24 protein-coding genes are annotated in these 25,027 nt (G+C 70.5%); 12 read left to right on the forward strand and 12 right to left on the reverse strand.

Annotated features, from left to right (window positions below):
- The first annotated feature begins 145 nt into the window (after nt 1-145).
- On the forward strand, nt 146-646 hold the full coding sequence (locus ACIQ5Y_RS17330; RefSeq protein WP_384587905.1) for an adenylyltransferase/cytidyltransferase family protein: 501 nt from the start codon (nt 146-148) through the stop codon (nt 644-646).
- Here the strand turns inward: ACIQ5Y_RS17330 and ACIQ5Y_RS17335 are convergent.
- Both ACIQ5Y_RS17335 and glgX read right to left on the reverse strand, forming a co-directional pair.
- On the reverse strand, nt 627-1,349 hold the full coding sequence (locus ACIQ5Y_RS17335; protein ID WP_403880548.1) for a CDP-alcohol phosphatidyltransferase family protein: 723 nt from the start codon (nt 1,347-1,349) through the stop codon (nt 627-629). The genes ACIQ5Y_RS17330 and ACIQ5Y_RS17335 overlap by 20 nt on opposite strands.
- 62 nt (nt 1,350-1,411) lie before the next feature.
- Nucleotides 1,412-3,760 (reverse strand): glycogen debranching protein GlgX, encoded by a 2,349-nt coding sequence (gene glgX / locus ACIQ5Y_RS17340; RefSeq protein WP_403880550.1) that lies wholly within the window; start codon nt 3,758-3,760, stop codon nt 1,412-1,414.
- Nucleotides 3,761-3,932: 172 nt separating this feature from the next.
- Between glgX and ACIQ5Y_RS17345 the strand changes: the two genes are divergently transcribed.
- The 8 genes from ACIQ5Y_RS17345 (at nt 3,933) to ACIQ5Y_RS17380 (ending at nt 12,229) form a co-directional block, all read left to right on the forward strand.
- A complete protein-coding gene (locus ACIQ5Y_RS17345; protein ID WP_403880643.1) occupies nt 3,933-5,153 on the forward strand; it encodes an Ig-like domain-containing protein in 1,221 nt (406 codons plus the stop codon).
- 119 nt (nt 5,154-5,272) lie between these two features.
- On the forward strand, nt 5,273-6,070 hold the full coding sequence (locus ACIQ5Y_RS17350) for a collagen binding domain-containing protein (protein ID WP_403880552.1): 798 nt from the start codon (nt 5,273-5,275) through the stop codon (nt 6,068-6,070).
- A 113-nt stretch (nt 6,071-6,183) separates the two neighbouring features.
- A complete protein-coding gene (locus tag ACIQ5Y_RS17355; RefSeq protein ID WP_403880554.1) occupies nt 6,184-6,906 on the forward strand; it encodes a L,D-transpeptidase family protein in 723 nt (240 codons plus the stop codon).
- Between the two features lie 130 nt (nt 6,907-7,036).
- Nucleotides 7,037-8,281: an Ig-like domain-containing protein gene (locus ACIQ5Y_RS17360; RefSeq protein WP_403880556.1), complete on the forward strand. Its 1,245-nt coding sequence runs from the start codon at nt 7,037-7,039 to the stop codon at nt 8,279-8,281.
- 86 nt (nt 8,282-8,367) lie between these two features.
- Nucleotides 8,368-9,135 carry an enoyl-CoA hydratase/isomerase family protein gene (locus ACIQ5Y_RS17365; protein WP_403880558.1) on the forward strand — a complete coding sequence of 256 codons (768 nt, stop codon included), beginning with the start codon at nt 8,368-8,370 and terminating at the stop codon, nt 9,133-9,135.
- Between the two features lie 230 nt (nt 9,136-9,365).
- Nucleotides 9,366-9,878 carry an ATP-binding protein gene (locus ACIQ5Y_RS17370; RefSeq protein WP_403880560.1) on the forward strand — a complete coding sequence of 171 codons (513 nt, stop codon included), beginning with the start codon at nt 9,366-9,368 and terminating at the stop codon, nt 9,876-9,878.
- Nucleotides 9,879-10,295: 417 nt separating this feature from the next.
- The gene (locus ACIQ5Y_RS17375; protein WP_403880645.1) at nt 10,296-11,045 is read left to right on the forward strand and encodes a polysaccharide deacetylase family protein; all 750 of its coding nucleotides are present in this window, start codon (nt 10,296-10,298) and stop codon (nt 11,043-11,045) included.
- Nucleotides 11,042-12,229 (forward strand): YncE family protein, encoded by a 1,188-nt coding sequence (locus tag ACIQ5Y_RS17380; RefSeq protein WP_403880562.1) that lies wholly within the window; start codon nt 11,042-11,044, stop codon nt 12,227-12,229. Before ACIQ5Y_RS17375 ends, ACIQ5Y_RS17380 begins: the two co-directional genes overlap by 4 nt.
- A 57-nt stretch (nt 12,230-12,286) precedes the next feature.
- Here ACIQ5Y_RS17380 and ACIQ5Y_RS17385 read toward each other — a convergent pair whose 3' ends face one another.
- Both ACIQ5Y_RS17385 and ACIQ5Y_RS17390 read right to left on the reverse strand, forming a co-directional pair.
- Entirely contained in the window at nt 12,287-13,525 is a 1,239-nt protein-coding gene (locus tag ACIQ5Y_RS17385; protein ID WP_403880564.1) for a cytochrome P450, read from the reverse strand.
- Nucleotides 13,506-14,237, reverse strand: a complete 732-nt coding sequence (locus ACIQ5Y_RS17390; protein WP_403880566.1) for a tRNA-dependent cyclodipeptide synthase — start codon at nt 14,235-14,237, stop codon at nt 13,506-13,508. The genes ACIQ5Y_RS17385 and ACIQ5Y_RS17390 overlap by 20 nt, the downstream gene beginning before the upstream one ends.
- A gap of 254 nt (nt 14,238-14,491) precedes the next feature.
- Here ACIQ5Y_RS17390 and ACIQ5Y_RS17395 point away from each other — a divergent pair, with 254 nt between their 5' ends.
- Entirely contained in the window at nt 14,492-14,704 is a 213-nt protein-coding gene (locus tag ACIQ5Y_RS17395) for an EF-hand domain-containing protein (RefSeq protein WP_403880567.1), read from the forward strand.
- Between the two features lie 45 nt (nt 14,705-14,749).
- On the opposite strand, the gene ACIQ5Y_RS17400 is transcribed toward ACIQ5Y_RS17395, so the two are convergent.
- Both ACIQ5Y_RS17400 and ACIQ5Y_RS17405 read right to left on the reverse strand, forming a co-directional pair.
- On the reverse strand, nt 14,750-15,352 hold the full coding sequence (locus ACIQ5Y_RS17400; protein WP_403880569.1) for a PadR family transcriptional regulator: 603 nt from the start codon (nt 15,350-15,352) through the stop codon (nt 14,750-14,752).
- Nucleotides 15,353-15,361: 9 nt separating this feature from the next.
- Nucleotides 15,362-15,667, reverse strand: a complete 306-nt coding sequence (locus tag ACIQ5Y_RS17405) for a hypothetical protein (RefSeq protein ID WP_403880571.1) — start codon at nt 15,665-15,667, stop codon at nt 15,362-15,364.
- A 205-nt stretch (nt 15,668-15,872) separates the two neighbouring features.
- Here ACIQ5Y_RS17405 and ACIQ5Y_RS17410 point away from each other — a divergent pair, with 205 nt between their 5' ends.
- The gene (locus ACIQ5Y_RS17410) at nt 15,873-16,586 is read left to right on the forward strand and encodes a flavodoxin family protein (RefSeq protein ID WP_403880572.1); all 714 of its coding nucleotides are present in this window, start codon (nt 15,873-15,875) and stop codon (nt 16,584-16,586) included.
- An 8-nt stretch (nt 16,587-16,594) separates the two neighbouring features.
- Here the strand turns inward: ACIQ5Y_RS17410 and ACIQ5Y_RS17415 are convergent, their stop codons facing one another.
- On the reverse strand, nt 16,595-17,113 hold the full coding sequence (locus tag ACIQ5Y_RS17415) for a hypothetical protein (RefSeq protein WP_403880574.1): 519 nt from the start codon (nt 17,111-17,113) through the stop codon (nt 16,595-16,597).
- A gap of 575 nt (nt 17,114-17,688) precedes the next feature.
- Between ACIQ5Y_RS17415 and ACIQ5Y_RS17420 the strand changes: the two genes are divergently transcribed.
- Nucleotides 17,689-18,552 (forward strand): hypothetical protein, encoded by an 864-nt coding sequence (locus ACIQ5Y_RS17420; protein WP_403880576.1) that lies wholly within the window; start codon nt 17,689-17,691, stop codon nt 18,550-18,552.
- 114 nt (nt 18,553-18,666) lie between these two features.
- On the opposite strand, the gene ACIQ5Y_RS17425 is transcribed toward ACIQ5Y_RS17420, so the two are convergent.
- The 5 genes from ACIQ5Y_RS17425 to gcvT form a co-directional block, all read right to left on the reverse strand.
- Nucleotides 18,667-20,049, reverse strand: coding sequence for an L-serine ammonia-lyase (locus ACIQ5Y_RS17425; protein ID WP_403880578.1), 1,383 nt, complete (start codon nt 20,047-20,049; stop codon nt 18,667-18,669).
- A gap of 138 nt (nt 20,050-20,187) precedes the next feature.
- On the reverse strand, nt 20,188-21,843 hold the full coding sequence (locus ACIQ5Y_RS17430) for an APC family permease (RefSeq protein ID WP_403880580.1): 1,656 nt from the start codon (nt 21,841-21,843) through the stop codon (nt 20,188-20,190).
- 155 nt (nt 21,844-21,998) lie between these two features.
- On the reverse strand, nt 21,999-23,255 hold the full coding sequence (glyA, locus tag ACIQ5Y_RS17435) for a serine hydroxymethyltransferase (protein ID WP_403880582.1): 1,257 nt from the start codon (nt 23,253-23,255) through the stop codon (nt 21,999-22,001).
- A gap of 15 nt (nt 23,256-23,270) precedes the next feature.
- Nucleotides 23,271-23,651: a glycine cleavage system protein GcvH gene (gcvH, locus tag ACIQ5Y_RS17440; protein WP_403880584.1), complete on the reverse strand. Its 381-nt coding sequence runs from the start codon at nt 23,649-23,651 to the stop codon at nt 23,271-23,273.
- A gap of 102 nt (nt 23,652-23,753) precedes the next feature.
- Nucleotides 23,754-24,869, reverse strand: coding sequence for a glycine cleavage system aminomethyltransferase GcvT (gcvT, locus tag ACIQ5Y_RS17445; protein WP_384587839.1), 1,116 nt, complete (start codon nt 24,867-24,869; stop codon nt 23,754-23,756).
- Nucleotides 24,870-25,027: the final 158 nt, after the last annotated feature.

Below are 25,027 nucleotides of genomic sequence, written 5' to 3' on the forward strand. Positions count from 1 at the left end.
GACACTGAACGTTCCTTCCGCCCCTGGATGATGCGCAGGCCACCCTATTCGTTCACCCGCGTGGTACGGAACGTGCACGCTATTGTCTGCTAATCCGCCGCGCCGGGGGGCGCGGCCCTGGGGGTAAGAGATGACGGAGCGGGAAATGTCGGACTTTGGCGCGCCCGCGCGGCGAGACCACGCCAGGCCCTACCGAGTCGGATACGCACCAGGTGCCTACGACCTGTTCCACATAGGGCACCTCAACATCCTTCGGCACGCCCGCAGTCAGTGCGACTACCTGGTGGCCGGCGTGGTCTCCGACGAGATGGCCGAACTCGCCAAGGGACGGCGGCCGATGATCCCGCTCGTCGAGCGCCTGGAGATCGTCCGCAGCGTGAAGTACGTGGACGCTGCCTTCGTGGAGACCGTCCCGGACAAGGTGGAGACCTGGAAGCAGGTCCGCTTCGACGTCATCTTCAAGGGCGACGACTGGCGGGGGACCGCCAAGGGCGACAAGCTGGAACAGGACTTCGCCGCCCACGGCGTCGACGTCGTCTACTTCCCCTACACCGTGCACACTTCGAGCACCCAGCTGCGCCGGGCACTGGACGCGCTCGCCGAGGCCCCGGCCGCTCCGGGCCAGCTCACCGCCGAACTGCGCTGAGCTCCCGGAACCACTTCGTGAGGAACGCCGCCAGGAACAGCGCGGCGACCGCACCGAAGGCCGCGTAGACGTAAGGGAACAGCTCCCCGCCGCCGAGCAGCAGGAAGACCAGGCAGAACACCCCGTAGTCCACGGGCAGCAACGCCACCGCGCGCAGCGTCGACGGAGCCTCGGCGGGGCTGCCCGGGGCCGGCTTGGCCTTGAGCTTCTCGGTCAGCAGGCCGCCGAAGAAGGTGACCACCGCGGCGAGCTGGAAGCCCAGCGGCACCAGCAGCCAGCCGGCCGCTCCCGTCCCGTACGCGTCGGGGAAACGGTAGAAGGCGATCAGTACGCAGCTGTGCAGGCCGGTGAGTTTGGCGGCGTCCACGACGTGGTCGAGCCACTCGCCCGCCGCGCTGCCGCCCCCGCGCAGCCGCGCGAGCTGGCCGTCGGCGGAGTCGAAGGCGAACCCGAGGGCGAGGGCCGCCCACACGGCGAGCCCCAGCCCCCACGACGGCGCGGCCACGGCGACCAGGGCCACGGCGGCGAAACTGAGGGCGGCGCTGATCAGCGTCACCTGGTTCGGGGTGAGCCCGAGCGCATACGACCCGGCCGCCAGGTACCGCCCCACGGGCCGGTTGACGAACCGTGAGTAGAGCGACACCCCCTTCGCCGACTTCTGCGCCCCGCGCAGCTCTCGCAGCGCGGTTCCGACTCTGCCCATTCGGCGACCCCCTCGATGACGATGTCGATCGAACACATCATCGCAGGGCGGCGCGGAGCCCCTCAGTCGGCGGCTCCTCCTGGCCGGAAGCCGCCGACCCGGAGCAGGAGCACCGCGCGCGCCGGGACCGTCACCGTCTCCCCGCCCCGGTGCCGGGTGCCCGCAGGCGCGGCCTGGTCCTCCCGGGAGGTGTCGAGGACGACCTCGTACGCCTCCGCCCACGGCGCCCCCGGCAGCACCCAGGCCAGCGGCCGGTCCCCGGTGTGCAGCAGGACCAGGAAGCTGTCGTCCGTCACCGGAAGGCCACGCTCGTCACGGCCCGGGATGTCCCGCCCCGACAGGTACATCCCGAGCGCGGCGGTCGGCGCGTACCAGTCCCGCTCCGTCATCTCCACCCCCGCCGGGGTGAACCAGGCCAGGTCCCGCAGGCCGTCCGCTCCCTGTGGCCGCCCGGAGAAGAACGCCCGCCGCCGCAGCACCGGATGCGCGTGCCGCAGCGAGATCAGCCGAGAGGCCAGCGTGAACAGCGACTGCCAGGCCGGGTCCTCCAGCAGTGACCAGTCCACCCAACCCGTCTCGTTGTCCTGGCAGTACGCGTTGTTGTTGCCGCCCTGCGTGCGCCCGAACTCGTCCCCCGCCACCAGCATCGGCACCCCGGTGGAGAGCAGGAGCGTCGTCAGCAGGTTGCGCAGTTGGCGGCGGCGCAGCGCACCGATCCGGGGATCGACGCCCTCGGCGGGTTCCCCCTCCACTCCGCAGTTCCACGACCGGTTGTCGTGCGTCCCGTCCCGGTTGTCCTCGCCGTTGGCCTGGTTGTGCTTGCGCTCGTACGACACCAGGTCCCGCAGCGTGAAACCGTCGTGCGCGGTGATGAAGTTGACCGAGGCGTACGGCCGCCGTCCGCCCCACGCGTACAGGTCGCTCGACCCCGACAGGCGGTACCCCAGGTCCCGTACGTCGGGCAGCGCACCCCGCCAGAAGTCCCGCACGGCGTCCCGGTAGCGGTCGTTCCACTCCGTCCACAGCGGGGGGAACGCGCCCACCTGGTACCCGCCCGAGCCCACGTCCCACGGCTCGGCGATCAGCTTCACCCGCCGCAGCACCGGGTCCTGGGCGATCACCGCGAGGAACGGGGACAGCATGTCCACGTCGTGCATCGAGCGGGCCAGCGCCGCCGCCAGGTCGAAGCGGAAGCCGTCCACCCCCATCTCCGTCACCCAGTAGCGCAGGGAGTCCGTGATCAGCCGCAGCACGTGCGGCCGGCCCGCGTGCAGGGTGTTCCCGCAGCCCGTGTAGTCGGAGTACCGCCGCTGGTCGGACTGGAGCCGGTAGTAGCCGCGGTTGTCGACCCCGCGCAGCGACAACGTCGGACCGAGCTCGCCCGCCTCCGCCGTGTGGTTGTAGACCACGTCGAGGATGACCTCGATCCCGGCCGCGTGCAGGGCCTTCACCATCCGCTTGAACTCCCCGACCTGCCCGCCGGCCGTCCCGCTGGAGGAGTAGCCCGCGTGCGGCGCGAAGTAGCCGATGGAGTTGTAGCCCCAGTAGTTGCGCAGGCCCCGCCGCAGCAGGTGGTCCTCGTGCGCGAACTGGTGCACCGGCAGCAGCTCCACCGCCGTCACGCCGAGCCGCGTCAGGTGCTCGATCGCCGCCGGATGGGCGAGCCCGGCGTAGGTGCCGCGCAGCTCCTCGGGAACACCCGGATGGCGCATGGTGAAGCCGCGCACGTGCAGTTCGTAGATCACCGAATCGGCCCAGGGGGTCTTCGGCCGGACGTCGTCCGCCCAGTCGTCGTCATCGTGGACCACGACCCCCTTGGGGACGAACGGCGCCGAGTCCCGGTCGTCGCGCACGGTGTCCGCGATGTACTGCTGCGGCCAGTCGCGGACGTGCCCGTACACCTCCGGCGGGAGGCGGAAGTCGCCGTCCACGGCCCGCGCGTACGGATCCAGGAGCAGCTTCGCCGGATTGAACCGGGCGCCCGTCCAGGGGTCCCAGCGGCCGTGCACCCGGAACCCGTACCGCTGCCCGGGGCGCACGCCGGGCAGGAAACCGTGCCAGATCTCGTGCGTGAGCTCGCCGAGCGGACACCGGGTCTCCGTGCCGTCGGCGTCGAAGAGGCACACCTCCACCGCCTCCGCGCCCTGCGCCCAGAGCGCGAAGTTGGTGCCCGCCGTCCCGTCGGCGGCGTCGGAGCCCGGTCGGAACCGGGCTCCCAGGGGATGCGAGGACCCCGGCCACACCGGTGGCCCGGGGCGCGCGGACGCCCTCGCCACCTGGCCCCCGACCAGGCCGTTCGGCTGGATCCCGGCGCCGTCGGCCCGCGGTGCGGGCGCGGCGGCGCCGCTCCGCACCGCCGGTACGGCGTTCATGACGGCTTCCACCGCCTCTTGCTCGGCTGCGCTCGACACTGCACGCCTCCACGGCTCCTGGGTACCGGCGGAGGTGCGGCCCCGGCGTCCCGGCCAGGCCCGCCCCCGTCTGGTCCTTCACACTGTTCTGCCCGGACTGCCGTACCCGGAACGTCGACCGCGCTCACGTTTCCCCCGGAGGGGCCCGGTCGTTGGAGGGAACGTGACACTTCTGACGAGGCGGGCAGGGGCGGGCTTGGCCGCCGTGGCGGCTTGGGCGGGCCTGCTCGGCGGCCTGACGGGATGCACCGAGGACGGCCGCTCCCCGGTCGAGATCGCGCTCCCGGGCAAACCCCGCTCGCCGGACGAGGCCATCCGCATCACCCCCGAGGACAACGCCAAGGACGTGCCGGCCGACGGGCGGCTCGTGGTCGCCGTGCCGGAGGGCCGGCTGGAGCGGGTCGTGGTCACCAAGGTGGAGGACGCGCAGGAGGAGCAGGTCCCCGGCTCCATCGCCGAGGACGGGCTCAGCTGGAGCCCCGACCCGGGCTCCGCCCGGCTCGCGCTCGCCGCCAAGTACACCGTGGACGCCGTCGCCCTCGACGGGCACGACCGCCGCCAGGCCCGCCACACCACGTTCACCACCTACGTCCCCGAGGAACGGTTCATCGGCTACTTCAAGCCCGAGAACCGCTCCACCGTGGGCACCGGCATGATCGTCTCCTTCGGCTTCAGCCACCCCATCGAGCGCAAGGTGGAGGTGGAACGGGCCATCACCGTCACCTCCGAACCGCCGGTACCGGTCGTGGGCCACTGGTTCGGCAAGGAACGGCTCGACTTCCGGCCCAAGGAGTACTGGAAGCCCGGCACCCGCGTCACGGTGAAGGTGAACCTGCGCGACGTCGAGGGCGCCCCCGGCTCCTACGGCATCCAGGACAAGACGATCACCTTCACGGTGGGCCGCTCCCAGACCTCGCTGGTGGACGCGGCCGCGCACACCATGGAGGTGCGCCGGGACGGGCAGCTGCTGTCGACCGTGCCGATCAGCGCCGGAGCACCCAAGACCACCACCTACAACGGGAAGATGGTGGTGATGGAGATGTTCGACGTCACCCGCATGAACGGCCAGACCGTCGGCTTCGGCGGCGAGTACGACATCCCCGACGTCCCCCACGCCATGCGGCTCACCTCCTCGGGGACCTTCCTGCACGGGAACTACTGGCTCAGCCCCGACACCTTCGGCTCCAGCAACATGAGCCACGGCTGCGTGGGCCTGCGCGACGACAAGGGCGGCGGCTCGGACACCCCGGCGGGCTGGTTCTTCGACCGGACCCTGGTCGGGGACGTGGTGGAGGTCGTCAACTCGCAGGACAAGACGGTGGCTCCCGACAACGGCCTGGGCGGCTGGAACATGTCCTGGGCGGACTGGGTGGCCGGCTCCGCCATCGCCTGAGCCGTGCGGGTGATCCGTGTGATCGGAATGCCGTACCGGACGAGTGTCCTCCCGCACTCCCGTACGAGGCTCCGCGCAGCCTGTCAGGGCGGACAGGCCCGCCCCACGGACGGAGTGCCATGACAGGCAGGACAGCACGGACAGCGGCGAGGGCGAAGGCGTGGTCGCTCGGCCTCGCGGCCGTGGCGGTGCTCGCCGCGGCGCCGGCACCCGAGTCGGCGAAGGTGGTGCTGCGGCAGACCGACGTGGACACCGGGGCTCCCCTGCGCGGCGCCCGGTTCGAGCTCTGGCGGGAGGCGAACGGCCGGGCCGGACTGCAGACCACCGGCGCGAACGCCGACCGGCTGCGCGGCAGCGGCTGCGTGACCGACGCCAAGGGCACGTGCACGGCCACCCCGCCGGTCGGCGAGACGTACTACTGGCGCCAGACCGCGGCCGCCGTGGGCTACGAGGGGACCGCGGACCCGGTCACCCCCTTCGACCTGGAGGAGGAGGACCTGCCGGAGGGCATCGTCCTCAACGTCCCGCAGCGCAGGAAGGGCGCGGTGCACCGCGGCTCGATCCGCGTCCTGAGCAAGGACGCCAAGACGGGCCGGCCGCTGCGCGGCACGGTGTTCGAGGTCTGGAAGGAGACCAACGGCACCAAGGGCCTCCAGGACCACGGCATCGCTGCCGACCAGCCGACGGGCGGACCCGGCCTGGTTTCCGACGCGGGCGGCATCAGTGACTTCACCGGCCTCTCGGACGGCTCGTACTACCTGACCGAGCGGGACCTCCCCGAGGGGTACGTGATGCCGGAGCGACCGGTGACCGGCCCGCTCGCCCTGGGCGCCGCGACCCCGGGCCGCCGCCTCGTGGTCACCGTCAAGAACGCGCGCGACTACTACGGCAAGCTCCCCGACACGCGGGCCCGCTGAGCCGTCGGGGTGACAGCGTTCACCCCGATGGGCCGGCCCCGGGCGCCGCCACCCCGCCCGGCCGGGTTGGCTGGGGGCAGCGGGGCCCGGCCGGCGGGCCCGAGGAGGCTCCGATGGCCGCAGCCCGGACGACAGCCGTGACGGTCCGCGCGGGCGCGCTCGCCGCCGTACTCGCCCTGGCGGGAACGACCCCGGCGACGGCGGCCCAGGCGCAGGCGGCGCCCGGCCCGGAGCCGGTCACCGCGTGCTGGTCCAACACCGGCCCCTACCAGCGTGAGCTGGAGGCCCATCTGCACCGCCCGGTCGACGGCACGGAGTCCGTGGCGGACTGCCTCGCCATCCGTTCCTTCCAGTGGAAGAACGGGGTCCGCCCGGCCGACGGCTACGCGGGCGTGGACACGTACCGCATGATGCTCGTCGTGGCGGCCCGCCCGAACCCCAACGCCGCCGGCGACTGTCCCGTCGAGGAGGAGCGGGTGACCTGCGTGGACCTGGACCGGCAGTTGCTCTGGGTCCAGGAGGACGACCGGATCGTCTTCCCCGTCGTGCCCATCCGCACCGGCCGGGACGGGGACGAGACCCGCCGGGGCCGGCACGAGATCTACTGGCGCAGCAAGGACCACAAGTCCACGCTCTACAACAACGCCCCCATGCCGTACGCCCAGTTCTTCGACGGAGGGCAGGCCATCCACGCCCGGTCCGACTACCTCTACGCCCACGGCGGCTCCGGCGGCTGCGTCAACCTCGCCGAGCCGGACGCCGTGAAGCTGTGGAACCTGCTCACCGAGGGCGACACCGTCTACGTCTGGGGCACCAAGCCGGGCACCGACGACTGACCGGATCGCGACCGGGGAACGGCCGCGGCCACGGCTTCTTGGGACGGAACGGTGACATGACCGTTTCTCTTCGTGATCCCCCCATGTGATTTCCTGTCGACATGCGCGCGACTGTCCGCGCGCGGGGGACATGGGGAGAACACGAGTGAACCTGCAGCCGATTCGCGGTCGCGCCCGCACCGGCCTGCCGGCCCTTCTGCTGGGGGCGGCCCTGCTGTTCACCACCGCGTGCAGCGGCGGGGGCGGGGGCAACAACGCGGGCACGGGCGGGGACAACGCCGGTGGCGGCGGAGGCAAGACCGGTACGGAGGCCTCCAAGGCCGTCGTCAGCGTCCAGCCCGACGACGGGGCCAAGGAGGTCGCCACCAGCGGCGTCCTGAAGATATCCAGCACCGGTGGCAAGCTCACCACCGTGACCGTCGCCGACACCAAGGGCAACGCCGTCGAGGGCAAGCTGGCCGCCGACGGTGCGAGTTGGGAGCCGGCCCGCAACCTGGCCGCGGCCACCGAGTACAAGGTGCACGCGGTCGCCAAGGACGAAGCCGGCCGGGAGTCGGCCAAGGACACCACCTTCACCACCCTGACCCCGCAGAACACCTTCGTCGGCCACTACACGCCCGAGGACGGCGCGGAGGTCGGCGTGGGCATGCCGGTCTCCATCAACTTCACGCGCGGCATCACCAACACGGAGGCGGTCGAGAAGGCCATCACGGTCACGGCCGAGCCCGCCGTGCAGATCGAGGGCCACTGGTTCGGCAACGACCGTCTCGACTTCCGCCCCGAGAAGTACTGGGCGGCCGGCACCAAGGTCACCGTGAAGCTCGCCCTCGACGGAGTCGAAGGCCGCCCCGGCGTCTACGGCAAGCAGACCCGCACGGTCACCTTCAAGATCGGTCGTTCCCAGGTCTCCACGGTCGACGCCGGCGAGCACACCATGGAGGTCGTGCGCGACGGCCAGGTGATCAAGAACCTCCCGATCACCGCGGGCGCCCCGTCGACGACCACCTACAACGGGCAGATGGTCATCAGCGAGAAGTACAAGGTGACCCGGATGAACGGCGCGACCGTCGGCTTCGGCGGCGAGTACGACATCTCCGACGTCCCGCACGCGATGCGGCTGTCGAACTCGGGCACCTTCGTCCACGGCAACTACTGGGCCTCCTCCGGCACCTTCGGTTCGGAGAACGTCAGCCACGGCTGCGTCGGCCTGAAGGACGTCCGCGGCGCCGGCGACGACAAGCAGCCCGCGGCCTGGTTCTTCAACGAGTCCCTGATCGGCGACGTCGTCGTCGTGAAGAACTCCAAGGACAAGCAGATCGCCCCCGACAACGGCCTCAACGGCTGGAACATGGACTGGGCGGAGTGGATCAAGTAAGCGCGATCCGTACGTAGTCCGGTGGCCCGGTGCTGTGACCCACAGCACCGGGCCACTTCGCGTTAACCGGCGCTAACCTGACCCGTATGACCATCTCTCTCGAAGTCTCCGAAGGCGTCGGCACCATCCGCCTGGACCGGCCGCCCATGAACGCCCTGGACATCGCGACCCAGGACCGGCTGCGCGAGCTCGCGGTGGAGGCCACCGACCGGGCGGACGTCCGCGCGGTCATCCTCTACGGCGGCGAGAAGGTGTTCGCGGCGGGCGCGGACATCAAGGAGATGCAGCTGATGGACCACGCGGCGATGGTCGCCCGGTCCCGCGGTCTGCAGGACGCCTTCACCGCGGTGGCGCGCATCCCCAAGCCCGTCGTCGCGGCCGTCACCGGCTACGCGCTGGGCGGCGGTTGCGAGCTCGCGCTGTGCGCCGACTACCGGATCGCCGCCGACAACGCCAAGCTCGGCCAGCCCGAGATCCTGCTCGGCCTGATCCCGGGCGCGGGCGGCACCCAGCGGCTGTCCCGTCTGGTCGGCCCGTCCAAGGCCAAGGACCTGATCTTCACCGGGCGGATGGTCAAGGCCGACGAGGCGCTCACCCTCGGCCTCGTCGACCGGGTCGTGCCCGCCGCCGAGGTGTACGAGCAGGCGCACGCCTGGGCCGCGAAGCTGGCCCAGGGTCCGGCGCTCGCGCTGCGCGCCGCCAAGGAGTGCGTGGACGCGGGTCTGGAGGCCGACATCGACACCGGGCTCACCATCGAACGCAACTGGTTCGCGGGCCTGTTCGCCACCGAGGACCGCGAGCGCGGCATGCGCAGCTTCGTCGAAGAGGGCCCGGGCAAGGCGAAGTTCGTCTAGATCCTCCCTGGGGGTGGATTAGCCAGGCCTTAAGGCAGCCTTAAGGGGAATCGGTGATCCACTCACCGTGATCGCCTCCGTGCGGTGTGTAACGGCAGGTCAGAGCGGGTTTTGCGGCCCTCTTCATGCCTCCCGCATATGACAGGACACCCCCTTGGATTCGTTGAATCCGGGGGGTGTTTTCCCGTGGAACGGCCCGGAGGGGCGGTGCGGCCGTCCATGATGGGTGCATGGCGGGCCTGGAGGGTGTGGAACAGCCGCGGCAGCGCAGTGGCGCTTCGGTCGTGCGGCTCACGGCGGCTCTTGAGGACGAACAGGGCCTCAAGGCGATGGAGTCGTACGGGAATCCGGCCGAGGCCGAGGTGACGCTGCCGTCCATGCCGGAGTCGGCGAGCACGGCTCGCCGACTCACCCAGTGCGTGGTGATCCGCCTCTGGGGCCTCTCGCCGCAGACCGCCGAGCATGCCGTCCTGCTGGTCTCGGAGCTCGTCGGCAACGCGGTCCGGCACACCGGAGCCCGCTCCTTCGGCTTACGCATGCTGCGCCGGCGCGGCTGGATCCGCGTCGAGGTGCGCGACCCCTCGCGCGGGCTGCCCTGCCTGATGCCGGTCCACGAGTTGGACACCACCGGCCGGGGCCTCTTCCTCGTGGACAAGCTCTCCGACCGCTGGGGCGCCGATCTGCTGCCGCGCGGCAAGATCACCTGGTTCGAGATGCGCGTGGCCGACCGCCAGAACGCCTGAAGCCCCCGGGTCGCCGTGGTGGGGCTGGTGCGGGGGCTTCATGAGGGTGCCGAGGATCGAATGGGGTGTGATCCTCGGCAGGGCGACTTCGCTCGGGTCAATGGGGAAGCCGTGGTTCCGACTATGGCAGACGAGGGCTCAAACGCCAAAAGTCCTTACTCGGACATAAGTGTGCAAATCAGAAGGCGTGCGCGTTGAATCCTAGGTGAGGTGGGCCACTCACCTCGCAATCGATGAATAAGTATCGAACGATACGTGTGAATCGTTGCCCGGATAGCGAACGGAAGCCCCTGAAGGGACTTCCGGCGAACGTCCTGAATTGGGTCAATCATTACCTTCCGGGTCATTCGCCCCTTAAATGGGCAGGTGCTCTCACATCCAGGCCGCCGGGCGGCCCTGCGCGCGGCCACTCTCGGGATGGCCGGCGCGGCGACGGCCGGCCTCACCGCCGCCTGCGGATCGGGCCGCCCCGCCACCGCGCCCTCCGCCCCGCCCCCGGGCCCGGCCAGACCATCCCCCCGGCCCGTGCCGGCCGTCGCCGCCTCCCCGCGCCGGTTCGCGGGGCAGCCCGTCGAGATCGGCCACGGTCCGCGCGACCGCCCCCGGGTCGCCCTCACCTTCCACGGCAACGGGGACCCCGCCATCGCCCGCGCGGTGCTCGCCGAGGCCGAACGGGCGGGCGCGCGGGTGACCGTACTGGCCATCGGGACCTGGCTCGACGAGCACCCGGACATGGCCCGCCGCGTCCTCGACGGCGGCCACGAACTCGGCAACCACACCCAGCGCCACCTCGCGATCAACGAGCTGCCCGAGGCGGAGGCGTACGCCGAGATCACCGGCTGCGCCCAGCGGCTCAAGCGCCTCACGGGCTCCATCGGCACCTGGTTCCGGCCCTCGCAGACCCAGTACGCCACCCCGCTCGTCCGGGGGCTCGCCCAGCGGGCCGGGTACCCGCACGTCCTCTCCTACGACGTGGACTCCCTCGACTTCACCTCGCCCGGTGCCGCGGCCGTCATCCGCACCGTCACCGGCACGATCCACGGCGGATCGGTGGTGAGCCTGCACTTCGGCTACGCGGACACGGTCGACGCGATGCCTCCCCTCCTCGAAGAACTCGCGCGCCGCAAGCTGCGCGCGGTGACCACCACGGAGCTGCTGACCCCATGACGACCATCCGCCTTCCCCGGAAGGCCACCGTGCTGCTCGCCGGTCTGGTCCTCGCCGCCCTGGCCGGCTGCGGATCAGCCGACAAGGGTCCCGCCGAGGCCATGGGCACCAAGGGCCCGGCCAAGCCCGTCAAGGCCGTGCCCGCCATCCCGCCCGGACTGCCCGGCATGCCGCCCGTCCTCGACCCCAATGACGTCTACGCGGCGGACCGGCCGAACAAACTCTCCCCGGTGGTCAAGGACTTCCCGTCCCGCGTCTACGTGCCGAACACCAACTCCAACACGGTGTCCGTCATCGACCCGGCGACGTACCAGGTCATCGACACCATCCCGGTCGGCGTGCAGCCCCAGCACGTGGTCCCGTCCTGGGACATGAAGACCCTGTGGGTCAACAACAACCGGGGCCACACGCTCACCCCGATCAACCCGGCCACCGGCGAGGCGGGCAAGCCGGTGGAGGTGCACGACCCGTACAACCTCTACTTCACGCCCAACGGCAAGTACGCCATCGTCATGGCCTCGCTGGACAAGGAACTGGTCTTCCGCGACCCGCACACCATGGACCGGGTCAAGACGGTCCCGGTGAGCTGCTACGGCGTCAACCACGCGGACTTCTCGCTCGACGGCCGCTACTTCATCGTGAGCTGCGAGTTCTCCGGCGAACTCCTCAAGGTCGACACCGAGAAGATGGAGGTCATCGGGCAGCAGAAGCTGCCGTTCGAGGGCGCGATGCCGCAGGACGTGAAGGTCTCGCCGGACGGGAAGACCTTCTACGTCGCCGACATGATGGCGGACGGCATGTGGGTGCTCAGCGGCGACAAGTTCGAGACGCCCAAGCTGCTGCCCACGGGCAAGGGCTGCCACGGCCTGTACGTCAGCCGCGACTCCAAGGAGATGTACGTCTCGAACCGCGGCGAGGGCACCATCTCGATCTTCGACTTCCCGAAGAACAAGCTCACCAAGAAGTGGGAGCTGCCCGACGGCGGCAGCCCCGACATGGGCGGCGTCTCGGCCGACGGCAAGGTGCTGTGGCTGTCCGGCCGCTACAACTCCGAGGTCTACGCCATCGACACCGTCACCGGCAAGGAGCTCGCGCGGATCCCGGTCGGCAGCGGCCCGCACGGCCTCGCCGTGTACCCGCAGCCCGGCCGCTACTCGCTCGGCCACACCGGCATCTTCCGGTAGCGGGCAGGCGGGAGGGGCCCCGGGAGCTCGCACTGCTCCCGGGACCCCGGTCCGGTACTACCAGGCGACGGGCAGCCGCTCCGGCAGACGCTTGATGAAGCCCGTACGCCAGACCAGGTTCTCCGCGGGGACCGCGAGGCGCAGCCCGGGCAGCCGCTCGACCAGCACCTCCAGCGCGATCTCGGCGTGCGCCCGGCCCAGCGCGGAGGCCGGGCAGAAGTGCCGGCCGGCGCCGAAGGCGAGGTTGGCGTTCGCGCTGTCGCGCTCCAGGTCCAGCTCGTCCGGGTTCTCGAAGGCCGCCGGGTCGAAGTTGGCCCCCTCCAGCAGGACGAGCACCAGTTCGCCCTCCCTGATCAGCACCTCGCCGACCTGCACGTCCGCCAGCGCGATGCGCGGCAGGCCGTCCCCGACGGACAGGTTCCAGCGCAGCAGCTCCTCCACGGCCCGGCCCATGCGCTCCGGGTGGGCGCGCAGGTACCCGATGAGCTCGGGCTTCTGGAGCAGCGCGAGCACCGCGAGCGTCAGGAAGGCGGAGGTGGACACCGCGCCCGCCCCGAAGAGGGAGACGGCGACGGTGGCGAACATCTCGTCGGTCAGGTGCGCAGACTCCGGGTCAGCCTCCCGCAGCTCGGCGAACTTCCCGAGGAGCCCCGTACGCTCCTCGGGGTCCAGTGCGAGCTGCGCCTTCAACTGCCCGGCGAAGTAGCCCACGTCCTTGTACCAGTTGAGGGCCGAGTCGGCGAACGGTTCGCGTGCGGTCATGAACGCGACGTCCAGCCCCGACATCAGCCGGCGCCAGTCCTCGAAGGGCACCCCGAGCACCTCGCAGTGCATGGCCGCCGAGAAGGGGTCGGCGAAACCGGCCCGGAGGTCGGCAGGGCCCCCTTCGGCGACGAGGGCGTCGAGGAGCTCGCCGGCCTTGGCGCGCAGCCGGTCCTGAAGCCCTGCCTGGCGCGGGTTCAGGGCCTTCATCACGGCGCTCCGCAGCCCCGCGCTGTTGATGTTGCCCATGTTGTTGACGACCTCGGGCGGGATCGTCAGCGCGTACTGGCGCGGGACCCCGGCGTTCGCCGTGTCCTTCAGGCTGAAGCGTTCGTCCTCCAGTACCTGCCTGGCCGGCGCGTAGCTGCTCACCAGCCAGGCCGGGTCCCCGGTGAGGGTGCGGACCCTGGCGACCGGGGCCTTCTCGCGCAGCCAGGAGCACTCCTCCGGCAGGACGTCGCCGCGGCGCGAGAGCGGGAAGTCGAGGAGCGGCTGCCCTTCCGGGGTGTTCGGGTCAAGCTGCTCGACACTCATCGAGGTCCCCTCCGGTCGTGGTGTTCTCGGGCCTGACGACGGCGTACGCCTGGTTGCGGGTCGCGCGCAGACCCCCGCCGCGCGCGAAGAGGACGTCCGTCAGCGGCATCTTCACGTGGTACGCGGCCACGGAGGACGGGACGTCGAGGATGCTCGGGGTGTCCACGAAGAACGGCAGCTCGGCTGCCATGTAGTCGAAACAGACGCGCAACTGCTCGTCGGTGATCGATTTACCTTCCGGCAACTTCGACCCGACAAAGTGAAGGGCCATCTCCTCGCAGCCCTTGCGGAATTCATCGTCGGTTTCCAGGAAATGCAGAACCCGTCGGTGCAGCAGCTGGTAAACAGGGTTCGACTGGAACTCGGAAAGCGCCCTCACTCGGATTTCCACCTGCGGAGCGGTCAACTCCGACACGCCTTTGACGATCCTGCGCCGGACCGCCTTGATCTCCTTCGTCGCGCGCTTCTCCGCGTGCTCCCGGGTGTAGCCGAAGGCGGCGAACATCCGGTCCACGTGGAGGTCCGCGTAGACGAAGTCGACCTGCGCGAAGCGGGTCACGGCCCACTGGGCGAGGTCGGCGATGCGCTCGGAACTGAAGTAGCTGTTTCCGGGGCTCACCCCGATGAGCACATGGTCGCCGTCTTCCCAGATGTGTCGGCAGGTACGGGTGAAGGGCAGAACTTCGAATGATGCGTCGTCTGTGATCGTCATTTGAGTGATCGCCCTTTATGCCACTAGTCCCGGGGAGCCCTGCGCTCCTGGTGTGGCGGCAATGCCGTTACGTTATGCGTTGATCCCGGAGCGTGACAAGGGGGTGCCGCAATTGTTGGGTGGAATTATAGATTCCGCCTACCCGGGAGTTAATTGAATTTCTTTCTGCCGCTTGACCGGGACCCGCGGCGGCCCCCGCCCCGGGCGGGGGCTACCCTGGGCCGGTCAACAAGCACCAAGAAGGGGTGGACCCAGTGGCGGACATCGAGAGCGCACGGGCTACGTTCGGCAAGTTCGACGTGAACGGTGACGGCTTCGTCACGGCCGAGGAGTTCAAGGCGGCCATGGCGGCCATGGGCGACCCGTTCGTCACCGCGTCGGTCGCGGACGCCGTGATCGCGGCGAAGGACGAGAACGGCGACGGCCTGCTCAGCTTCGACGAGTTCTGGGCCTCCCTGAACAAGTAGCCGTACCCGCAGCCCCCGCCCGGCCCCGGCCGAGCGGGGGCGCGGTCATGCCCCGGGGGCCCGTGGCCCGGTCGCGTCCTCGACGGTCGTGTCCTCGAAGGTCATGTCCTCGAAGGTCATGTCCTCGACCTCGCCCAGCGCCTCCTCCAGCCAGTGCAGCCAGAACGTCTCCAGGGCGATCCCGCCGTGCAGCACGAGCCGGCGCAGCCGGTCCTCCACGGCGTCCCGCCCGGGTGGGAAGTCCTTCTCCTCGATGGCCTCGTACTGCGCCAACTGTCGCTGGTGCAGCTCCAGATGGCGCCGCAGCTCCGGTCCGAGCCCCTGCGGCCCCACGACGCCCGCCGCGCGGATCCGCAGCAGCAGCGGGTCCCGCATCGGCTTGGGGTCCTGGCTCTCGCCGACCCACCGCGCGAGCTCCGCACCGCCCGCCGGGAGGACCTCGTACTCCTTCTTCTGCCCCCGCAGCGGCACTTCGCTGGGCAGCTCCCGGATCAGCCCCGCCTCCTCCAGCCGGCCCAGCTCCCGGTAGATCTGCTGGTGGGTCGCCGACCAGAAGTACCCGATCGACCTGTCGAACCGCCGGGTCAGCTCCAGCCCGGACGAGGGCTTTTCGAGCAGGGCGGTGAGGATGGCGTGCGGGAGGGACATGCCGCCATCCTAGATATGCCGGTCCTGCCGGGCCCGCGGCAGCTCCAGGACCGCGATCCCCTTCTCCACGGCCACCGCCACGCGGGTGCCGTCGCCGTGGAGGGCCGTCACGGGGTTGGGGACGTGCAGTGAGGGGTTCGGCGTTGCCGCCTCCAGGTCGTGGGCGCTCACGAGGCCGAGCGGGCTCCACGCCCAGCCGGCGGACAGCAGGTGCTGTCCGTCCGGGCTCACGGCGAGCCGGGAGTGGAAGAAGTCGCGGGGCCCGCGCGGCCCGCAGGTCAGCCGCTCACCGCTCGCGGCGTAGGGCGTCCTCATGAGCGGCGAACCTGCCTACTGGCAGGGGGGGCGCCGCCTCCGGAGTTCGGGGGGCGAGCGGATCGCCAGGTCCCCGAGGCCGGGTCGTGGGCGACCAGGCCCGCGACGAAGGCCCCCGGGGCCGGAGCCCGAAGACCGGGGCCCGCCGGCCCCGTCCGGGCGCGGCCGGGTGGCGGCGCCTCCCGGCTCCGGCCAGGGTGGGGGAGTGGCTGCCGAACTCGACTACTCGAACCTCTCCGCCCTCTTCGTGAACTGCACGCTCAAGCGATCGCCCGAGGTCAGCAACACCGAGGGCCTGATCGACAAGAGCCGGGCCGTCATGGAATCGGCCGGAGCCCGCACGTCGCTCATCCGCGCCGTCGACCACGACATCGCGACCGGGGTCTGGCCGGACATGACCGAGCACGGCTGGGAGACCGACCAGTGGCCGGTGCTCTACAGCCAGGTCATGGACGCCGACATCCTCGTGCTCTGCGGCCCGATCTGGCTCGGTGACAACAGCTCGGTGATGAAGCAGGTCATCGAGCGGCTCTACGCCTGCTCCTCGATCCTGAACGAGCAGGGCCAGTACGCCTATTACGGGCGGGTCGGCGGCGCGCTCATCACCGGCAACGAGGACGGCGTCAAGCACTGCGCCATGAACGTCCTCTACAGCCTCCAGCACCTGGGCTACACGATCCCGCCGCAGGCCGACGCGGGCTGGATCGGCGAGGCCGGACCCGGGCCGTCCTACCTGGACCCGGGCTCCGGCGGCCCCGAGAACGACTTCACCAACCGCAACACCGCCTTCATGTCCTGGAACCTGATGCACCTGGCCGCCCTCATCAAGGGCGCGGGCGGTATCCCCGCGCACGGCAACCAGCGCTCCTTGTGGGACGCCGGCTGCCGCTTCGACTTCCCGAACCCCGAGCACCGCTAGCGCAGGGCTCAGCGGGCGATGTCGACGACGAACCGCTCGGGTGAGTGCAGGGGGAAGGCGCGGTAGTAGGGCAGCGTGTCGAAGGCGGCGCCGAAGGTCACGTACCCCTCGAAGTCCCCGGTGAGCGCGATGCCCTTGAGCTTGGGCAGGTCGATCCTCTGCAGCCGGGGCCCGAGGTAGACGTTCCCGCCCGCGTCGTCGTGGGCGGCGGCGGGATGGAGGCGGATCTCCAGGAAGTACCTCCCGGGCAGCGGCACGGGCGTGCCGGACCCGTCGTGGACCAGTTGCCGGACGGGGGTGACGGTCGCGGTGGGGACGTACCCCCGGACGTCGATGACGATCCGGTCATAGGTGGGGTGCCCGGCCCAGCGGGCGTTGACCACGAGCGGGCTGCCGGACTGCGCCCGGGTGGCGGTGGCGGTGGCGGTGGCGGTGGCGGAGGCGGCCGGAGCGGCGAGCGAGAGCCCCGCGGTGAGCAGGACACCGGAGGCCAGGGCCACGATCCGGCGGAACTGTCGGTGGATCATGACGTCCCCTCGATTCTCCAGAGACTGGGGACAAATGCGTCAAATGTGAAGACATCGGACGCACGGCATCGGTTGCACCCGCACCGGGGCCGGTCGGCGCGACCGGAACAGGCTCGGGCGGTTGTCGACCCCGGCGCGCACCGGGCGGTGTGGGCGGTGCTCTACGGGCTTCCGGGCCGATGGGGCTGCCAGGCTTCGCGGCGAGGGCGGCACCGGACGCTTCGCCGGTTCCTCGCCGGTTCGCATGTGATGATCTTGCCAGGAAGGGTCGGGCCCGGTCAGGGTGCTTCCGGGGCGATTGCCGGGCAGGTGCTCGCAACCCCATCTCCGCAGGCCGTGTTGACAGTTGACTGTGTCGGTGGCGGCGGATGCCCACGGGACCCTTCGCTGCGTACTCGTCCCGCATCACATGGAAGGAAACCGGCGTGACATTCGGGGGACAAAACCCGTACGGCCCGACAGGGCAGCCGAACGGACGTCAGGCGCCGCCACGGCCGAGCGTGCCGCCGCAGCCCGGCGCCCCTCCGTACCCCGCCTCACGTCCGTACCCGCACGTGCCGCCCTACGCCCCGTACGTGGAGCACCGCCCGCTCTGGCAGCAGTTTCGCGAGGGTGACTGGCCCCCGTTCCGGGAGCTGCTGAAGCGGGCGCCCATGAACGGCTGCGCGTGGGTCGCGGTCGTGTTCTGCCTGTGGCCGATCCTCATCCCGGCCTTGGCCTATCCGCTGGCTCGCTCGGCCCGCCGGCAGGCGCGGGTGACGTTCCCTCCGCACGTCTACCGCAGCATGTCGGATCCGCAGGTGGTGCGCGTACAGAAGATCAGGGCCGTGGTCGCGCTGGCCGCGTCGCTCCTGATCCTCGTGCTCTACGGCACCGAGTCGGACCTTGCCGAGATGCAGGGGCAGTACCTGCTCAGGCTCGCCATCACGCCGTGGCTGCTGCTTCTCACCGCACCCGCGGTGATCCTGGTCCTGCTACGGCTCGCACCCGAGGCCGCGAGGCCGGGGATGCGCGCCCGCCTCCGGCCCGCCGTGCGCTCGGCCCTCCTGTACTTCGCCGCGTTCACGGCCGTGCCGTTGCTGTTCATGGGCACGAACCTCGTCGTCCGGAGCTTGCAGTCCTCTTTCTACGGCACGTTCCTCGCGCTTCCCGCGCTCGCGCCGGCGGTGTGGATGCTGTTCTTCGTCTGCTTCGCGTCCGCCACGCTGGTCCGCTCCTCGTTCGGTACCGCGGAGGTGCACGCCGCGCTTCCGGCCCTGCTGACGGGTGTGCTGGTGTGGGAGCTCGCGGTCATCAACCTGGTCATGACCGGAATGCCGCCGGGCCCGCTGATCATCGAGATCTGCGCTCTGATCTGCGGCCCGGCATCGGTGTCGGCGGTGGCGTGGTGGGAGATCAGCCGACTGCGCGCGGCATACGGAGTCACTCTGCGGGGGTAGCGACCGCGGAACGGGGACACGACGGGGAAAAGGCCCCGGCCGGCGTCGCGGGATGCGACGGCCGGACGGGGCCCGGAACCTCAGCGGTCCTGGAACCTCAGCGGTCCTGGAACCTCAGCACTCGATGACGTTGACCGCGAGGCCGCCGCGGGCCGTCTCCTTGTACTTGATCTTCATGTCGGCGCCGGTCTCCTTCATGGTCTTGATGACCTTGTCGAGGGAGACCTTGTGGCTGCCGTCGCCGCGCATCGCCATCTTCGCCGCGGTGACGGCCTTGACCGCCGCCATGCCGTTGCGCTCGATGCACGGGATCTGCACCAGGCCGCCGACCGGGTCGCAGGTCAGGCCCAGGTTGTGCTCCATGCCGATCTCGGCCGCGTTCTCCACCTGCTCCGGGGTGCCGCCCAGCACCTCGGCGAGGGCGCCCGCCGCCATCGAGCAGGCCGAGCCCACCTCGCCCTGGCAGCCGACCTCGGCGCCGGAGATGGAGGCGTTCTCCTTGAACAGCATGCCGATCGCACCGGCCGCGAGGAGGAAGCGGACCACGCCGTCCTCGTCCGCGCCGGGCACGAAGTTCATGTAGTAGTGCAGGACCGCGGGCAGGACCCCGGCCGCGCCGTTGGTGGGCGCGGTGACGACCCGGCCGCCCGCCGCGTTCTCCTCGTTGACCGCCATCGCGTAGATCGTGGTCCACTCGCTGCGGTGCATCATCGGGTCGCCCTCGGTGCGCAGCTGGCGCGCGGTGGAGGCGGCCCGGCGCTTGACCCGCAGGCCGCCCGGCAGGATGCCCTCGCGGGACATGCCGCGCGCGACACAGGCCTGCATGACGCGCCAGATCTCCAGGAGGCCCTCGCGGATCTCCTCCTCGGTGCGCCAGGCCTTCTCGTTCTCCAGCATCAGGGACGAGATCGACAGGCCGGTCTCGTTCGCGAGGCGCAGCATCTCGTCGCCGGAGCGGAAGGGGTACTTCAGCACCGTGTCGTCGAGCTTGATCCGGTCCTCGCCGACCGCGTCCTCGTCCACGACGAAACCGCCGCCGACCGAGTAGTACGTCTTCTCCAGCAGCGGGGCGCCGGCCGCGTCGTACGCGAAGAGGGTCATGCCGTTCGCGTGGTACGGCAGCGAGCGCCGGCGGTGCAGGATCAGCTGGTTCGGCTCGTCGAAGTCGATCTCGTGGCCGGCACCTATCTCCGTGCCCAGCAGCCGCAGCCGGCCGGTCTTGCGGATGCGCTCGACCTCGTCGTCCGCCGTCTCCACGTTGACCGTGCGGGGGGAGTGGCCCTCCAGGCCCAGCAGCACCGCCTTGGGGGTGCCGTGGCCGTGGCCGGTGGCGCCGAGGGAGCCGAACAGCTCGGCCCGTACGGACGCCGTCTGGGCGAGTACGCCGTCCTTCTTCAGCCGCGTCACGAACATGCGCGCCGCGCGCATCGGACCGACCGTGTGGGAGGAGGACGGGCCGATGCCGATGGAGAAGAGGTCGAAGACGGAGATGGCCACTGGCGGACTCCCTTGTCTGCTCGTGGGGTGGGAGGGGGCAGGAGAGGTGTATTGCGGATTTTGTCCGGCAGGCGAGCTTATCGCGGTGACGTGAACGGCTCGTCTGCCGGACGAGGTGGTGTGCGTTACGCGGACGGGTCAGGCGGGTGTCAGCTCACGCTCCGGAGCCGGTACGTCGCCGCGTGCGGCCGTGTCGGCGTCGAGGACCGGGTCGGGGCCGGGCAGGCCCGCGTGGTGGGCCTTCACCCCCGCCCGCACGGCCCAGAAGTACGTACCGAGGGCCATGACCGCCACCAGGGCGATGTCCACGCCGCCCGGGATGGCGCCGCGGCCGCCGAAGTCGGCGGAGCCGAGCCAGGAGAGCAGGGACAGGGCGCCGAGGAAGAAGACGATCCACCAGGCGGGGGCGAACTGCCGCGCGAGGTTCCGCTCGCCCTTGCGGGAGAGCACCAGCGCGGCGATCGGGGCGGCCAGCAGGGTCAGGGCGGTGACGATGCCGGTGTTCGGCCACTTCGACCAGTACAGCGCGCAGGCCGCGAAGACGAAGGTCAGCGGGCACAGGATCCTCGCCGCCGGGAGGCGGAACGGACGGGGCAGACCGGGCTTCGTACGGCGGAAGACGCCCACCGCGACCGGACCGATCAGGTACGAGATCACCATGGCGGCCGAGATGATCGGAGCCAGGGTCTTCCAGCTGTGGCCGACGGTGACCAGCAACAGGACCGAGAAGCCGAGGTTCATCCACATCGCCGGGCGCGCGGTTCCGTAGACGGGGTGGGTCTGGGCCAGCTTCTTCGGGAAGAAGCCGGTCTCGGAGAGGTTCTGAACCATGTACGCGGCCGAGGCCACATTGGCGATGTTGGAGCCGGCGGGGGAGATGAAGGCGCCGAACTGGAGCATCACCACGACCCAGTGGATCATCAGCAGCTTGGCGAGGTCGGCGAAGGGCGAGTTGAAGTTCACGCCCGACCAGCCGCCGGCCTGCGCCAGGTGCTCCGGCGGCACGGAGCCCAGGAAGGCGGCCTGGAGGGCGAGGTAGATGACCAGGCCCAGCGCGAGCGCGCCGACCAGGGCGATCGGGATGGCGCGGCCGGGGTTCTTGGCGGCGCCGCCCAGGTTCACGACGGCCTGGAAGCCGTTGAAGGCGAAGACCACGCCGCAGGTGGTGACCGCGGTCAGGACGGCGGTCCAGCCGTTCGGGGCGAAGCCGCCGTGGGCGGTGAAGTTGTCGGTGTGGAAGCCGGAGGCGATCAGCGCGACGACGGCGAGCACCGGGATCGCGAACTTGACCAGGGTGAGGAGCGAGTTGATCTTCGCCAGCAGCTGGACCGACCAGTAGCAGGACAGCCACAGCAGCACGGTCAGGACCAGCGCCACCGCCATGCCGAAGACGGTCAGCTGGTGGGACTGCGCGTCCACCAGCTCCTTGGCCCAGCCGAAGCTCCAGGAGGACATGTACTGCGTGGCCGCGATCGACTCGATCGGGATCAGCGAGGCGACCGCGATCCACACCGCCCAGCCCGTGATGAAGCCGAGCACCGGGCCGTGCGAGATGGATCCGTACCGGGCCATGCCGCCGGGGATCGGGTAGGCCGCGCCCACCTCCGCGTAGGACATGGCGATCATGCCGATGAAGACCGCGCCGATGACCCAGGCCACGAGCGCCGCGGGGCCGGCGACCTGGGCGGCCGTACCGGCGCCGAAGAGCCAGCCCGATCCGAAGATCGAGCCGATGCCGATCATGACCAGCGCGAAGAGACTGAGTCCCTTCTTGTTGGCTGCGCTCATGTCCATGGGGGTGTCCGTCCTGAGGGGGATGCCTTTATTTCGAGCCTATTTGCCGTTTTTTTGTTCTTTCAGTGGCAATGGGCCGCATCCACCTGGGGCTTTGGTCATGAAAAGGGCCCGACCCTGTGCAAAACAAGGCCGGGCCCCCTCCGGGCCGGCGCCTAGAGCGACGGGTACAGCGGGAACTTCGCGGCGAGCGCGGAGACGCGCGCCTTGAGGGCCTCGGCGTCGTAGGCGGGCTTCAGCGCCTGCGCGATGATCTCGGCGACCTCGGTGAAGGCCTCGGCGTCGAAACCGCGGGTGGCCAGGGCCGGCGTACCGATCCGCAGACCCGAGGTGACCATCGGCGGCCGCGGGTCGTTCGGGATGGCGTTGCGGTTGACCGTGATGCCGACCTCGTGGAGGCGGTCCTCGGCCTGCTGGCCGTCCAGCTCGGAGTTGCGCAGGTCGACCAGGACCAGGTGCACGTCGGTGCCGCCGGTGAGGACGTCCACGCCCACGGCCTTGACGTCTTCCTGGACCAGGCGGGCGGCGAGGATCTTCGCGCCCTCCAGGGTGCGCTCCTGGCGCTCCTTGAACTCCGGCGAGGCCGCGACCTTGAAGGAGACGGCCTTGGCCGCGATCACGTGCTCCAGCGGACCGCCCTGCTGACCCGGGAAGACCGCGGAGTTGATCTTCTTGGCCAGCTCCTGCGTCGACAGGATGACACCGCCGCGCGGACCGCCGAGGGTCTTGTGCGTGGTGGTGGTGACGACGTGGGCGTGCGGCACCGGGTTCGGGTGCAGACCCGCGGCGACCAGACCGGCGAAGTGCGCCATGTCGACCATCAGGTACGCGCCGACCTCGTCCGCGATGCGGCGGAAGGCGGCGAAGTCCAGCTGGCGCGGGTAGGCGGACCAGCCCGCGACGATCAGCTGCGGCTTGGACTCCTTGGCGAGGCGCTCGACCTCGGCCATGTCGACCTCGCCGGTCTCGTCGACGTGGTACGGGACCACGTTGTAGAGCTTGCCGGAGAAGTTGATCTTCATGCCGTGGGTCAGGTGACCGCCGTGGGCCAGGTTCAGGCCCATGATCGTGTCGCCCGGCTTCAGCAGCGCGAACATCGCGGCGGCGTTGGCCTGCGCACCGGAGTGCGGCTGCACGTTCGCGGCCTCGGCGCCGAACAGCGCCTTGATCCGGTCGATCGCGATCTGCTCGACGACGTCGACGTGCTCGCAGCCACCGTAGTAGCGGCGGCCCGGGTAGCCCTCGGCGTACTTGTTGGTGAGGACGGAGCCCTGGGCCTCCATGACGGCGACCGGAGCGAAGTTCTCCGACGCGATCATTTCCAGGGTCGACTGCTGGCGCACGAGCTCGGCGTCGACGGCTGCGGCGACGTCGGGGTCGAGTTCGTGAAGAGGGGTGTTCAGTACGGACATCAGGATCCCCTGGGGTCAGTTACCGGCGGTGAGGGAGGCGTACTCCTCGGCGGAGAGCACGTCCTTGGGCTCCTCCGAGATGCGCACCTTGAACAGCCAGCCGCCCTCGAACGGGGCGGAGTTCACCAGGGACGGGTCGTCGACGACGTCCTGGTTGGCCTCGACGACCTCACCGGAGACGGGGGAGTACAGGTCGCTGACCGACTTCGTCGACTCCAGCTCGCCACAGGTCTCGCCCTCGGTGACGGTCTGGCCGACCTCGGGGAGCTGGGCGTAGACGACGTCACCGAGCGCGTTGGCCGCGAACTCGGTGATGCCGACCGTCGCGACGCCGTCAACGACGTCCGACAGCCACTCGTGCTCCTTGGTGTAACGCAGCTGCTGGGGGGTGCTCATGACCTGATTCTCCTGGATGCGCGGGGGTGGAAACGAACGGTGGTCTTGGGTACTGCGACATCGCCGCACGGGGCACCCGGGCGGCAGGCCTGACTACAAGGACTACTTCTGCCGCTTGTAGAACGGCAGAGCGACGACCTCGTACGGCTCATGCGTACCGCGAATGTCGACGCCGACGCCGGAGGTGCCGGGCGCGGCGTGCGCCGCGTCGACGTACGCCATGGCGATCGGCTTGCCCAGGGTCGGGGACGGGGCGCCGGAGGTGACCTCGCCGATCACCTGGCCGTCGGCGACGACGGGGAAGCCGGCGCGCGGGACGCGGCGGCCCTCGGCGACCAGGCCGACCAGCTTGCGCGGCGGGTTGGTGGCGGCGCGCTCGGCGGCGGCCTCCAGGGCGGCGCGGCCGACGAAGTCGCCCTCCTTCTCGAACTTCACGACCCGGCCCAGACCCGCGTCGAACGGGGTGAGGGAGGTGGTCAGCTCGTGCCCGTACAGCGGCATGCCCGCCTCCAGGCGCAGGGTGTCGCGGCAGGACAGGCCGGCCGGGACCAGGCCGACGCCCTCGCCGGCCTTGGTCAGCGCCTGCCACAGCTCCACGGCGTGCTCGGGCGAGACGAACAGCTCGAAGCCGTCCTCGCCGGTGTAGCCCGTACGCGCGATGAGCGCGGGCACGCCGGCCACGGTGCCCGGCAGGCCGGCGTAGTACTTCAGCCCGTCCAGGTCGGCGTCGGTGAGGGAGGCGAGGATGCCGGGGGACTCCGGGCCCTGCACCGCGATCAGCGCGTACGCGTCGCGGTCGTCGCGGACCTCGGTGTCGAAGCCGGCCGCGCGCTCGGTCAGCGCGTCCAGAACGACCTGCGCGTTGGAGGCGTTCGCGACGACCATGTACTCGGTCTCGCCGAGGCGGTAGACGATCAGGTCGTCGACGATGCCGCCGTCTTCCCGGCAGATGTGCGTGTAGCGGGCGCGGCCGACGCCGACGGTGGAGATGTTGCCGACCAGCGCGTAGTCCAGGGCCTTGACGGCCTCCGGCCCGGTCAGGGTGATCTCGCCCATGTGGGAGAGGTCGAAGAGACCGGCCTTGGTGCGGACGGCGTTGTGCTCGTCGCGCTCGCTCGCGTACCGCAGGGGCATGTCCCAGCCCGCGAAGTCGGTCATGGTCGCACCGAGGGAACGGTGCAGCGCATCGAGGGCGGTCAGGCGGGGGGCAGTGCTCATGGGTGTGGCTCCCGGGTCCCAGGGCATGACATGACGAGGAGGGGTCCTCCCCATCTGTCATCGGAACCTGAGAGGTTCGCCGAGAGTTCCTGACGCGTCAGGGATCTCCGGCTTGCACCTTGGGTGGAGCTGCCGAGCAGCTCGCTTTTCAGATCTGC

Source organism: Streptomyces sp. NPDC096339 (assembly GCF_044762985.1).
In the GTDB taxonomy this organism is placed as follows: domain Bacteria; phylum Actinomycetota; class Actinomycetes; order Streptomycetales; family Streptomycetaceae; genus Streptomyces.